This is a genomic window from Pseudomonas sp. P7758, from assembly GCF_013386485.1.
In the GTDB taxonomy this organism is placed as follows: Bacteria; Pseudomonadota; Gammaproteobacteria; order Pseudomonadales; family Pseudomonadaceae; genus Aquipseudomonas.
Window position 1 is genome coordinate 1 of the sequence record NZ_JACARS010000197.1, and the last position, 11,898, is coordinate 11,898.

General features: G+C 62.0%; 9 protein-coding genes. 3 read left to right on the forward strand and 6 right to left on the reverse strand.

The genetic code is table 11. The features are described from left to right. Positions 1–176: 176 nt before the first annotated feature. The 5 genes from xylB to HX873_RS30160 are packed head-to-tail and all read right to left on the reverse strand — an operon-like array spanning position 177 to position 6,169. The gene (gene xylB / locus HX873_RS30140; protein ID WP_177123646.1) at positions 177–1,652 is read right to left on the reverse strand and encodes a xylulokinase; all 1,476 of its coding nucleotides are present in this window, start codon (positions 1,650–1,652) and stop codon (positions 177–179) included. 1 nt (position 1,653) lies between these two features. Next, positions 1,654–2,646 (reverse strand): LacI family DNA-binding transcriptional regulator, encoded by a 993-nt coding sequence (locus tag HX873_RS30145; RefSeq protein ID WP_177123647.1) that lies wholly within the window; start codon positions 2,644–2,646, stop codon positions 1,654–1,656. Positions 2,647–2,667: 21 nt separating this feature from the next. Next, positions 2,668–3,609 carry an ABC transporter substrate-binding protein gene (locus HX873_RS30150; protein ID WP_177123648.1) on the reverse strand — a complete coding sequence of 314 codons (942 nt, stop codon included), beginning with the start codon at positions 3,607–3,609 and terminating at the stop codon, positions 2,668–2,670. A 33-nt stretch (positions 3,610–3,642) separates the two neighbouring features. Continuing rightward, positions 3,643–4,611, reverse strand: a complete 969-nt coding sequence (locus HX873_RS30155; protein ID WP_003209708.1) for a hypothetical protein — start codon at positions 4,609–4,611, stop codon at positions 3,643–3,645. Between the two features lie 25 nt (positions 4,612–4,636). Beyond that, positions 4,637–6,169 carry a sugar ABC transporter ATP-binding protein gene (locus HX873_RS30160; RefSeq protein WP_003209705.1) on the reverse strand — a complete coding sequence of 511 codons (1,533 nt, stop codon included), beginning with the start codon at positions 6,167–6,169 and terminating at the stop codon, positions 4,637–4,639. Between the two features lie 409 nt (positions 6,170–6,578). Here HX873_RS30160 and HX873_RS30165 point away from each other — a divergent pair, with 409 nt between their 5' ends. From HX873_RS30165 to HX873_RS30175, 3 genes are read left to right on the forward strand one after another with little or no spacing between them, the layout of a single operon-like run. Continuing rightward, on the forward strand, positions 6,579–7,934 hold the full coding sequence (locus tag HX873_RS30165) for a HAMP domain-containing sensor histidine kinase (RefSeq protein WP_003209703.1): 1,356 nt from the start codon (positions 6,579–6,581) through the stop codon (positions 7,932–7,934). Next, complete coding sequence (locus HX873_RS30170; protein ID WP_008430409.1) at positions 7,919–8,302, forward strand: response regulator; 384 nt, start codon at positions 7,919–7,921, stop codon at positions 8,300–8,302. The genes HX873_RS30165 and HX873_RS30170 overlap by 16 nt, the downstream gene beginning before the upstream one ends. A gap of 9 nt (positions 8,303–8,311) precedes the next feature. Then, the gene (locus HX873_RS30175) at positions 8,312–9,580 is read left to right on the forward strand and encodes an EAL domain-containing response regulator (RefSeq protein ID WP_177123649.1); all 1,269 of its coding nucleotides are present in this window, start codon (positions 8,312–8,314) and stop codon (positions 9,578–9,580) included. Here the strand turns inward: HX873_RS30175 and HX873_RS30180 are convergent. Continuing rightward, positions 9,561–11,711 (reverse strand): methyl-accepting chemotaxis protein, encoded by a 2,151-nt coding sequence (locus tag HX873_RS30180; RefSeq protein ID WP_177123650.1) that lies wholly within the window; start codon positions 11,709–11,711, stop codon positions 9,561–9,563. The genes HX873_RS30175 and HX873_RS30180 overlap by 20 nt on opposite strands. Between the last annotated feature and the right edge of the window lie 187 nt (positions 11,712–11,898).

An 11,898-nucleotide genomic window follows, 5' to 3' on the forward strand; every position in this document is an offset into this window, starting at 1 on the left:
CATGACGGCGGCCCACGGTCCAAAGCCGGAGTGAGGGCACACCGAGCCTAGGCGAGGTGCCGAGTGGTGGGGCAAGAGCGTTTTGCTTACTTTTGCGCTATTCAAAAGTGAGCCGCTGTAAGAGCGGAACCAATAGCAGCCGTTACCCAAATAACGGATATACACCCAAAACTTCCCTAATCGTGCAAAGCCTTAGCCGCCCCCAACAACCCCCGAAACTTCAAATATCGCGCCTGCAAAACAGCCTGTTGAGCGCCGTCCGGGAAAAACCGTTGCTTCACCGGCATCCCCGCCTGCAACAGCGCCGCACCCTGGCCGCTCGACAGGAACCCCAACTTCGCTGCACCAATACACGCCCCCAACTCACTGCCATGCAACGTATAAATCTCCCGCCCAAGAATATTGGCCAGCAACTGCGCCCAATACTCACTGCGCGCCCCACCACCCACCAACGCACAAGCCCCCACCGTGGCCCCGGCCGACTGCACTGCATTCAATGCATCCAGCAACCCGAACCCGACGCCCTCCATCACCGCATAACCCAGCATGGCCGGCGTGCAGTCATGCCCCAGGCTCATGAAACCACCCCGCAACAACGGGTCGTTATGGGGCGTGCGCTCCCCCGCCAAATACGGCAAAAACAACGGATTGGAAACCGGCACGCCCTGCCCGATCGGCCACTCGGCCTGCACCCGATCCAGCAACGCCTGCTCATCAACCGACCCCGTCAACCGCGTCACCCACCGCAAGCAACTGGCCCCGGCCAACATTGCCCCCATGGTGTACCAACGCCCAGGCAACGCATGACAAAAACTATGCACCGCACTCGCCGGATTCCCCGCCGAGTGATCAGTAATCGCCACGATGGCCGCACTCGTCCCCAACGTGATAAACGCATCACCCGCATTCACCGCCCCTATGCCCACCGCCGCCACCGGGTTGTCCCCGCCACCGCCGGCTATCACCAGGCCCTCGGCCAAGCCCAGTCGCCCCGCCGCAGCCGCATTCAAACAAGCACTGGCCGCGCCACCTTCTACCAGCCGTGGCATCTGCGCCAACCGCAAACCCGTGGCCTGCAGCATCGGTTCAAACCATTCACGGTTGGCCACATCCAGCCACAGCGTCCCCGCACCATCGGACACATCACTCACGCGCTCACCACTCAAGCGCAGGCGCAGGTAATCCTTGGGCGACAGCACGCAATCAATGGCGCTGAATACCGCCGGTTCATGCTCCTGCAACCACAGCAGCTTGGGCGCCGTGAGACCGGCCATCGGCAAGCTGCCGGTGACGTCGGCAAACTCACTGCCCAAGGCTTCAGCCTGGGCCATGGCACGGGAGTCATCCCAGAGAATCGCCGGGTACAACACCCGGTCGTCTTGCCCCAGCAATACCGCCCCGTGCATCTGCCCGGACAACCCGATGCAGCCGACACGGCCGTAGGCATCCGGCTGATCAGTGCGCAGTTGGTCCAGGGCCTTCAGGCATGCTTGCCACCAATCCTCAGGCGCCTGCTCGGACCAGCCTGCGTGCGGGCGCGAGACCGTAAGCCGCGCGCCCGCATGGGCGAGGACGTTGCCTTGCTGGTCCATCAGGATCGCCTTGAGTTCCGAAGTGCCGAGATCAATGCCAAGGGAAACCGCGTTGTTCATATCAGGGGCAGCCGCATGAGTTACGAATCTTCAGGGTGGGCGCGAGCCGCACGCTGTGTGTTTTACGCTTGGGCGACGCCATGCGCTCAAGCAGCAGGTTGACCGCCCGGGCGCCGAGTTCCTGGACCGGCTGTGCGATCAGGGTCAGGCGTGGCACAAAGAAATCCGCCCAGTCAAAATCATCGAAGCCCACCAGGGCCATCTGCCCGGGCACGTCGATATTCGCATCACGCAAGGCGTGCATCGCACCCAGGGTCATCAGGTTGTTGCCCGCCATGATTGCCGTGGGCGGTGTTGCCAGGGCCAATAACTGCGCGGTCGCTTGCCGTGCCGGCTCGCTGCTGGAACCACCGTTGACCAGCAATTGCGGGTCAAACACCAACCCTGCCGCCTGCAACGCGGCTTGATAGCCGGCCACGCGCTCATCGGAAGTGCCGAGCCCCGCGCGCCCGGAAATAAAGCCGATGCGCCGGTGGCCATGGCCGATCAAGTGCGCCACCAGGGCCTGGGTCGACTGGGTGTTTTCCACCCCGACCTGATCGAAACGATCACACATCATCCGGTCCACCAGCACCGCCGGCACTTGATTGGCCTGCAGGTATTCCAGGGCCAGCGAACCGGTAGACGGCGCCAGCAGAATGCCGTCCACCCGCCGATGGTGCAGCTCCGTGACCACACGCAGTTCCTGTTCGGGATCGTCGTGGGTATCGACAAACAACATCATGTAGCCGTGCTTGGCGCACTCGGTTTCAATCGCGTGCACCGTTTCGCTGAAGTAGTGGTTGGACAGCGCCGAGATCGCCACGCCAATCGTATTGGTGGTGGACCGCGCCAGGGAACGCGCCAGCGTGTTGGGGATGTAGCCCACCTGCCGGATCGCGTCCTGCACCGCTTGCACCGTGTCCGGGCTGACCTTGCGGGTGCCGTTCAAGACGTGGGAAACCGTCGACGTCGACACCCCTGCAATTCTTGCCACATCCTCCATGGTTGCCACGGTGCTCACTCCTGGTTTCTTTTAATGTTTGCTGGACCAACCGCTGTAGGAACCGACGTTATCGCGGGTGATCAATTTTGGCGCCAGCAGGGTAACCGCTTCGGCGGGTTGTTTGTCATTGAGAATGTCATTGCCGACATTGACGGCGGTCTGGGCCATGGCCCATGGGTCCTGGCTGGCGGAGGCCTGGATCAGGGTGTCGGTCTTCAGGGCATTCTCGATGTCCGGCGCGCCGTCCACGGAGGTGATGATGATGCCGCTGCGTTTCAGTTGCTTGGCCGCCAGGTCGCTGCCGATGGCTTGCGGGTCGTTGATTGCGAACAGGCCGTCGATTTTCTGGAAGCGCGTCAGGTAACCCTGCATCACGTTCAAGCCACCTTCGCGGGAGCCCTTGCCGTCCTGGTCGTCCGACAGCACCTTGATCTCCGGGGCGCTGGCCAGCGCGGTTTTGCAGCCTTTGACCCGATCGGTCACGGCGGTGACTTGCGGGCCGTTCTGAATGATCACATTGCCCTTGCCCGACAGTTTGTCGACGATGAACTGGCAGGCGAGCTTGCCGGCCTCGACGTTGTCGGTCTGCACCGTGGCATTCACGCCCTTGGCGTCGACGTCCACGGCCACCACCACGATCCCGGCGTTGCGGGCTTTCTTGATCGCCGAGGCCATGGCCGACGGGTCGACGGCGTTGAGCAGGATCAGGTCGACCTTGGACGAGATGAAGTTGTCGATCTGCGAGAACTGCTTGCTCAGGTCATAGTCGGCCGACACCGAGGTGACTTTCACCGCCGGGTTCAGCTCCTTGGCCCGCGCCGTGGCACCGTCGGCCAGGGTCACGAAATACGGGTTGCCCAGGGACCCCATGCTGATGCCGATGGCTTTCAGTTCACGGGCTTGCACCGCCTGGGACATCAACACGGCAACGCCCAGGGAGGCGACAACAGGAAACATGCGTTTGAAGTTCATGATGACTCTCTTGTGATTGTTGTTTGAGTGAAATCAGGTCCGCGCACCGGACTGGCGATAGCGATCCAGCGCTACCGCGCCAATGATCACGATGCCCTTGATGATGTACTGCCAGATATCCGAGACGCCCAGCAGCACCAGGCCGTTGGTCAATACCGCGATGATCAGCGCACCGATCAGCGTGCCGCCGATGGTGCCGACGCCGCCGGTAAAACTGGTGCCGCCGAGGATCACTGCGGCAATCGCATCCAACTCATAGGATTGCCCCAGCTGCAGGCCATTGGCGGCGAACAGGCGTGACGCGCTCATCACCGCGCCCAACCCGGCCAACGCACCGGACATGGCATAGACGAACAGCAGGACCTTCCACACCTTGATCCCCGACAGCCGCGCCGCTTCCGGGTTGCCGCCCACGGAGTAGATCTGCACCCCCATCACCGTGCGCCGCAGGATGAACCACGACAGCGCAATCACGGCCACGGCAATGATCACCAGCCAGGGCACGCCCAGCACCGAATCGTTGCCAATAAAGGCAAACGGCAAATCAGGGTTGAACACGGTTTTGTCGTCGGCCAACAGGCGTGCCAAACCGCGCATGGCGGTCAGCGCACCCAGGGTGACGATAAACGGCGGCAGGCGCATGAAGGCGATCAGGCCGCCGTTGACCAGGCCCAGCAACAGGCCGAAGCCAACCCCGGCGGCAATCCCGAACATGCCGAACTGCGGTGACATCGACGCTTGCAACGCAACCACAGCCGAAGCCGCAAGAATCGCTCCCACCGACAAGTCGATGCCCGCCGTGAGGATCACAAAGGTCATCCCCGCCGCCAGCACCACGTTGACCGACGCCTGCTGGGTGATGATCGACAGGTTCTGCACCGTCATGAAGTTTTCGCTGGCCAGGGCAAAACCCACCAGCAGCAGCACCAGCACCGGCAACATGCCCACCGTGCGCATCAGTTCGCGAATACGCTCAGCCTTGCCGATCGTTGCCACAGTCATGGTGTTGCTCCCGCTTGTCGTTGAATTAGCCATGGGCGGCCACCTGTTCGCTGCCGGTGGCGAGGTCGATGATCGCCTCCTGGGAAATATCCAGCCCCGATGCCCCGCCCACTTCGGCCACCAGTTGCCCTTCGCGCATGATCAGCACGCGGTCGCAGGTGCCGATGATTTCCGGCAGTTCGCTGGAGATCACCACGATGCCTACGCCGGCCTTGGCCAACTGGTTGATGATGCGGTAGATCTCGGATTTGGAGCCTATGTCCACGCCACGGGTGGGCTCGTCGAGGATCAGCACGTGCGGCTTGACCTCCAGCAGCCGTGCCAGCAGCACTTTCTGCTGGTTGCCACCGGACAACGCGCCGACGTTGACCTTGCCCGACGCCACGCGGATCGACAGGGACTTGATCGCATCGCGTGAGCGTTGTGCGGCGTGGCCACGGTCGAGCACGCCACCGGCATGGGCGTCCGGCACACACGCACAGACGTTGATGTTGTCGGCCACGCTCATGTCGAGAAACAGACCCTGGGCCTTGCGGTCCTCGGTGAGGTAGACGACACCGGCACGAATCGCATCCGCCGGGTTGCGCAGTTGGGTCACGGTTTTGCCGACCACCTCCAGGGTGCCGGAGGTGCGTGGGTCGGCGGCAAAGATCAGCCGTGCCAGTTCGGTACGCCCGGCGCCCACCAGGCCGGCGATGCCCAGCACTTCACCGGCGTGCAGGTCAAAGCTGCAGTTGCGCACGCGCTTGCCGTCGGCCATGTCACGCACGCGCATCACCACCTGGCCGGGGTCGTAGGCCGCATGTTCCTTCTTGTAGAAACCTGACAGGTCGCGGCCCACCATCATCTTCACCAGCACTTCGGCCGACAGCACGTCCCGCGCCAGTTCGCCGACGTACTCGCCGTCCCGCAGCACCGAGACCCGGTCCGACAGCTCGTAGATTTCCGCCATTCGGTGGCTGATGTAGATGATCGCCAGGCCCTGGCTGCGCAGCTGTTTGATCAGCGCGAACAGGCGGTCGGTCTCCCGGGAGGACAACGGCGTGGTGGGCTCGTCCATCACCAGGATTTTTGCGTGGGCATGCAAGGCCCGGGCGATTTCCACCAGTTGGCGCTCGGCGATGGACAGGCTGGCGACGCGGGTGGTGGGCAGGAACTCCGCACCGAGCCTTGCCAGCACCTCGGCCACCCCGGCTTCCATGCCCTTGCGGTCGATGGTCCAGCCACGGCGCAGTTCACGGCCCAGGTAAATGTTCTCGGCCACCGTGAGGTTCGGACACAGGCTCAGTTCCTGGTAGATCACGGCAATGCCGAGGGCTTTGGCGGAGGCTGGGTTGTAGCTGGCGACGGGCTGGCCATCGATGCGGATGGTGCCGCCGTCGTCGGCCTGGTAGGCACCGGAGAGGATCTTCATCAAGGTCGATTTGCCGGCGCCGTTCTCACCCATCAAGGCGTGGATTTCACCGGGGTAGACCTTCAGGCTGACGTTCTTGAGCACCCGCAGACCATTGAAGGTCTTGCTGATGCCCTGCATTTCAAGCAAGGGTTCAAGGCTCATGACTGAGCTCCTGGTTTTATTATTGTTGTGTTCGGGCGTTTGCCGATGGCAGTCATCGGCAGACCTGATTGCTGCCGACTCTAATCAGATACATTTGCTTACGCAAGCGCTTGCGTCAGCCGTTTATCGTTTGATTAAACGTTTCACCTGATGAATAAATGTTCATCCAGCGACCTGGAGTGACTAATTGCAGATAAAATCGCCGTTTTTCCACCTTCACCTATCCGATTGAGTGCTTTTCTAAAAATAACACCGCGTTTGGCCACTACGATCCCTGTCAGTTGCGGTTTATCTGCTATCGTCCAAAGACCTCATCTCCTCCTCATCGCGCCTGCGCGATCTTCTGTGAGCATGCTCTGCGGCGCCGCCTTTGGCAGCGTCGGGCCTGAAGTTCACGGAACACTGCACGATGGACAACTCTTCAGTCGACAGCCCGGCGGAGCCGCAATCCCGGGCTGAAAAAATCGTCGAATTCAAACGCCAGAAAACCCTGCTCAAGGCCGGCGCCTTGCAAGATGCGATCTTCAACAGCGCCTACTTCTCCAGCATCGCCACCGACGAAAAAGGCGTAATCCAGATTTTCAACGTCGGCGCCGAACGCATGCTTGGCTACGCCGCCGCCGATGTGCTGAACCGCGTCACACCGGCCGACATTTCCGACCCCGCCGAGCTGATCACCCGCGCCGCCGCCCTCAGCCTGGAACTGGACACACCGATCACGCCGGGCTTTGAGGCCCTGGTGTTCAAGGCCTCCCGGGGCATCGAAGACATTTACGAACTGACCTATATCCGCAAGGACAACAGTCGCCTGTCGGCCATGGTGTCGGTGACCGCCCTGCGCAACCGCAACGACGCGATCATCGGCTACCTGCTGATCGGCACCGACAACACCGCGCGCAAGCAGGAAGAGGCGCAACGCAAAGGCTTTGAGCGCGCCCTGGAAGAGAAGAACCTGGAGCTGGAACACGCCAGCCACATGAAGTCCGAATTCCTCGCCACCATGTCCCACGAACTGCGCACGCCGCTGAATGCGGTGATCGGTTTTTCCGAGGCGCTCAAGGACGGCCTGGTGGGCGACATGAGCGATATCCAGCGCGAGTACATCGGCGATATCTTCACCAGCGGCCAGCACTTGCTGTCGCTGATCAACGACATCCTCGACCTGTCCAAGGTCGAGGCCGGCATGATGGACCTGGAACTGGAAGCCGTGGAGTTGGCCGGCCTGTTGGCCAACAGCCTGCTGATCGTGCGGGAAAAGGCCGCATTGCAGCGCATCCAGTTGAAACTCGAAAGCCCGGACGACTTCGGCGCACTGGAACTGGACCTGCGCAAGACCAAGCAGATCATCTACAACCTGCTGGCCAATGCGGTGAAGTTCAGCGAGCACGGCGGCTCGGTGACGCTCTCGGTGCGCGAGGTGAATCGTAGGCAAGTGGGGCAGATTCCCGGGGACTGGCCCACCCACGGCTTTGCCCTGCAGCCCAGCGAACATCAACAGTTCCTGGAATTGAGCGTGAGCGACACCGGCATCGGGATCGCCCGGGACGACATGAGCAAGCTGTTCAAGGCCTTCAGCCAGATCGACAGCAGCCTGGCGCGCAAATTCGAAGGCACGGGCCTGGGTTTGGCGATGGTCAAGCAACTCACCGACCTGCACGGCGGCAGTGTCGCCGTGGCCAGCCGCGAAGGCGAAGGCGCGCGGTTTGTGGTGTGGCTGCCGCTGCACCGTGCCGCGGACGCGGAGGCCCCATGGCCGAAATCCTGATCGTCGAAGACAACGAGGCCAATATGCGCCTCGCCCGCCTGTTGCTGGTGAACGCCGGCCACAGCGTGTTGTGGGCCGCCGATGCCGAGACCGGGCTGACCCTGGCCCGGGAAAAACAACCGGCATTGATCCTGATGGACATCCAGTTGCCGGGCATGGACGGCCTGGCAGCCACGTCACTGCTCAAGCAGGACCCTCATACCGCGCACATCCCGGTGATCGCCCTGACGGCCATGGCCATGAAGGAAGACCGTGACAAGACCCTGCGGGCCGGCTGCGACGCCTACATCATCAAGCCCCTGCGCTACAAAGAGCTGTACCAGGTGATCGACACGCTGCTGCAAAAGAACATTACTCCCTCGACTTGAGTCCTCTCCATGGCCAGCCAACCCGCAACGCTGTTGATCGTTGATGATGAAATCCAGGTGCGCAAGCTGCTGGAAACCCTGCTGCGCCACGAGGGTTACCAGACCGTGAGCGCCGCCAGTGGTGAAGAAGCCTTGCAGTTGGTGGCGCAGCGGCCGCCGGACTTAATCCTGCTGGACATCATGATGCCGGGCATGGACGGTTACGAAGTGGCCAACCAGCTCAAGGGCAACCAGGCCACGGCGAACATTCCGATCATCATGCTTTCGGCATTGAGTGAGTCCAGCGCGCGGCTCAGTGGCCTGGAAACCGGTGCTGAAGAATTCATCAGCAAGCCGGTGGAGCGGGTCGAGTTGTGGCTACGGGTACGCAACCTGCTGCGGCTCAAGGCCCACGGCGATCGGTTGAAAAGCCATAGCCAGTTGTTGGAGCAGCAACTTCAACACCACCAAAATGAGTCCTCGCGGTTGAATGTGCATGACCTGGCGCGCCTGGACCTGGAAAAAGCCCTGCGCCTGGCGGTCGAGCGCGAAGAGTTCGTGCTGCATTACCAACCCAAGGTCGAACTGGCCAACGGTCAGGTGTGCGCCCTCGAGGCCCTGCTGCGCTGGGACCGGCCCGGTTACGGTGCGGTGTCTCCAGCGGTCTTCATACCGATCCTGGAAAGCCAGGGCTTGATCGTCACGCTCGGGCGTTGGGTGATCGACAACGTGTGCCGCCAGATCGCAGCGTGGCAATCCGGCACGGTGGGCGCGGTGGAGGTATCGGTCAACGTTTCGGGGCATCAATTGATCGAGGGTGACCTGATTGCCGATATCGCCCAGTCCCTCGCCCAGGCCGGCGTGGAAGCGCATTGGCTGGAAGTTGAATTGACCGAAGGCTCGCTGATGGAGAACACCCAGCACACCATCGCCAGCTTGCAGCGCCTGCGGGCGATGGGGGTGAAGATCTCCATCGACGACTTCGGCACCGGCTATTCCAGCCTGGCCTACCTGCGGCGGTTCCCGATTGATACGCTGAAAATCGATATCGCGTTTATCCGCGAAGTCACCAGCAACCCGCAGGACGCGGCTATCACCCGCACCATCATCGAACTGGCCCACAGCCTGAAGCTGCGAGTGGTGGCCGAAGGCGTGGAAACCCAGGCGCAGCTGGAGTTTCTGCGGGAAGCCGGCTGCGATCAGATCCAGGGGTATCTGTTCAGCCGGCCTTTGCCGATGAAGGAGCTGGAGCGCCTGCTGCTGGATAAGCGCAGCCTGGTCAGGCCGCAGCCTCACTGACTTCGAACAACCCCACCAGCTTCTGCAACTTGTTGGCATTGACCCGCACGGTTTCCGCGCTGGTCTGCAACACCCCTACGGTCAGGCGCATTTGCTCCGAAGAGTGGCTGACCTGCTTGATGGTCTTGCCATAGTCGAGGCTGCGGGCGTTGAGCTGCTGGATGATGCTGAACATGCTCTCCACCGCCTGGTGCAGGTGCACGTTCTCCGAGGAGGCGTCCTCGGCCAGGCGCAGGCTGCTGTCGACGTTGGTCACGCCGTTTTCCATGAAGCCTACGGCCTTGCGGGTTTCGCCTTGCAGGCCCTCGACCATCTGGCGAATGTCTTCCGCTGCCTTGGAAGTGCGTGACGCCAGGGTGCGGACTTCGTCGGCCACCACCGCAAAACCGCGGCCATGCTCGCCCGCCCGCGCCGCTTCGATGGCCGCATTCAGGGCCAGCAGGTTGGTCTGGTTGGTGATGTCGCTGATCAACCCGGTGATGTTGCTGATCTGTGCCATGCGGCTGTCCAGCAGTTGCACGCTTTCCGAGGAGCGCTGCACCACATCGCGAATCGACTGGGTGCCGACCTGTACCGCGAGGAATTGCTCGCGGGCCCGGCTGACCACCTCGTCCATGGCCTGCTTCATTTGCTCGGCGCTCACCGAGGCTTGCTGGATTTCTCCCAGTTGCTCTTCAACGATGATCATCATGCGGTGGGTGGCGTCGGCCACTTCATGGGACATCAACCCGGCCGCCTCGCTGCGGCCGAGCATCAATTGGTTGGTGTTGCCAACGCTGTGGCTGGCCTTGACCACCTGGCCGACCACCGAATCCAGGCGGTCGATGAAGCTGTTGATCCAGCGGCTCATGTCGCCGGTTTCGTCGTTGACCATGCGCCCGCTGTCCAGGCGTTGGCGCAGGTTGCCCTCGCCTTCGGCAATGGTGCGGATGACCTCGGTCATTTCATTCAGGCGTGCGGCCAGGCGCCTGGGGCCCAGGCGGCTGAACAGCAAGGCCGCGACGACCATGCTCAGCACCTCGCACGCATCGGTCCAGGCGGCGGGCAAACCACTGTAGTGACGGACCAGGAAGTTGCAGGCAAACAGGCCGGCCATGGTCGCCAGATAGGGCTTCATCAAGCCGTGGCTCAGGGAGCGCCGGCGGTAGACCTCTTCCAGGTCGGCCTCGCACATCATGCCCCAGCGATCCGGCGAGCCCGGCAGTTCGAAGGTCACGCCCTTGCCCACCACCGGGATGTGACGGTAGTCGGAATAGCCGGGATAGGTGACAAACAGGTTCGAGCCCTTGCGGATGGTTTCCCGCACGCCGGGGTGCAGTTGTTGGGTGGCGGGGTCGATAAACCGCAATTCCAGCTCGGTGTGGCGCTGGATCTGTACGGTTTTCCAAGGTGTGTGCACGCCGCTCTTGAGATTTTCGCCGTGGGTGAAGGTGCCGTCCTCGAAGCGTGAGCGGGACAGCGCAATGCCCGGCTGCAGCGCCGGGTCGAAGCGCGATTGCACCATGAACAGGTAGTTATCGCCGGACTCGGGGAAGATATGCCCGGCCTCGCGCTGGATCAAATCCCCGAGTATGTCGTTGGGCACCCGACCGCAGAGGCAGCCGACCACCCTGCCCTCGCGGGTCAATGGTTGGTAGAACATCAGGGTCACTTCGTCATGGAAGCGCGAAGACGAAGGGCCGATCTGCAAGGTCAGCGGGTCGCTGTAGGGACCGTGGAGGAATGGCGCCTTGAGCCCGGCGGCCAGGGCTTGTTGATTGAGCGCGCGTTGACTGGCCTGGCTCCAGGTACTCGCCAGTAATTCGCCCTTTGGGTCGACGATAAACAGCTCGGAGAAATCCCCGGCCTGGTGCAGTTTTTCCAGCAGCAGGCTGTTGTCGGTGAGCACGGAATCGCGGGCCAGTGTCGTGGCCAGTTCGTTGAGGTGTTCCCACTGTTCGCGGGTCCAGGTTTGCAGGAGTTTGACCCGGGTTTCGGCAATGGCCTCGAAGGTTTGCTCCATCACCGGGTACACCGCGCGGTTGAGGTGGCAGGACCAGCCCATGGCGAACTTGCCGGTCTTGCCCCACCAGGGCAGCCAGCTTTTCTCGGCGGAAGATAACTGCATCGTGCTGCTCGACAGGCTGCTCATGGCGGACTCCGGGAGTGATGTCTAATTGCCATATTTCAAGGCAATTAATGCGCCAATTAGCTAGCTTGCTATTGATTAGGCTGTTTGGCATGCCATGCGGGTCAACGGGAGCGAGCTTCCTCGCTACAAAAAGCTGCATGCAATCAAGAGCATGCACCAGCGGGTGGCAGTGAGATCGCTTGTCGGG

Coding starts and splice junctions, on each gene's coding strand:
- xylB (WP_177123646.1), bottom strand. CDS start 1,652: ATGAACAACGCGGTTTCCCTTGGCATTGATCTCGGCACTTCGGAACTC.
- HX873_RS30150 (WP_177123648.1), bottom strand. CDS start 3,609: ATGAACTTCAAACGCATGTTTCCTGTTGTCGCCTCCCTGGGCGTTGCC.
- HX873_RS30155 (WP_003209708.1), bottom strand. CDS start 4,611: ATGACTGTGGCAACGATCGGCAAGGCTGAGCGTATTCGCGAACTGATG.
- HX873_RS30160 (WP_003209705.1), bottom strand. CDS start 6,169: ATGAGCCTTGAACCCTTGCTTGAAATGCAGGGCATCAGCAAGACCTTC.
- HX873_RS30165 (WP_003209703.1), top strand. CDS start 6,579: ATGGACAACTCTTCAGTCGACAGCCCGGCGGAGCCGCAATCCCGGGCT.
- HX873_RS30170 (WP_008430409.1), top strand. CDS start 7,919: ATGGCCGAAATCCTGATCGTCGAAGACAACGAGGCCAATATGCGCCTC.
- HX873_RS30175 (WP_177123649.1), top strand. CDS start 8,312: ATGGCCAGCCAACCCGCAACGCTGTTGATCGTTGATGATGAAATCCAG.
- HX873_RS30180 (WP_177123650.1), bottom strand. CDS start 11,711: ATGAGCAGCCTGTCGAGCAGCACGATGCAGTTATCTTCCGCCGAGAAA.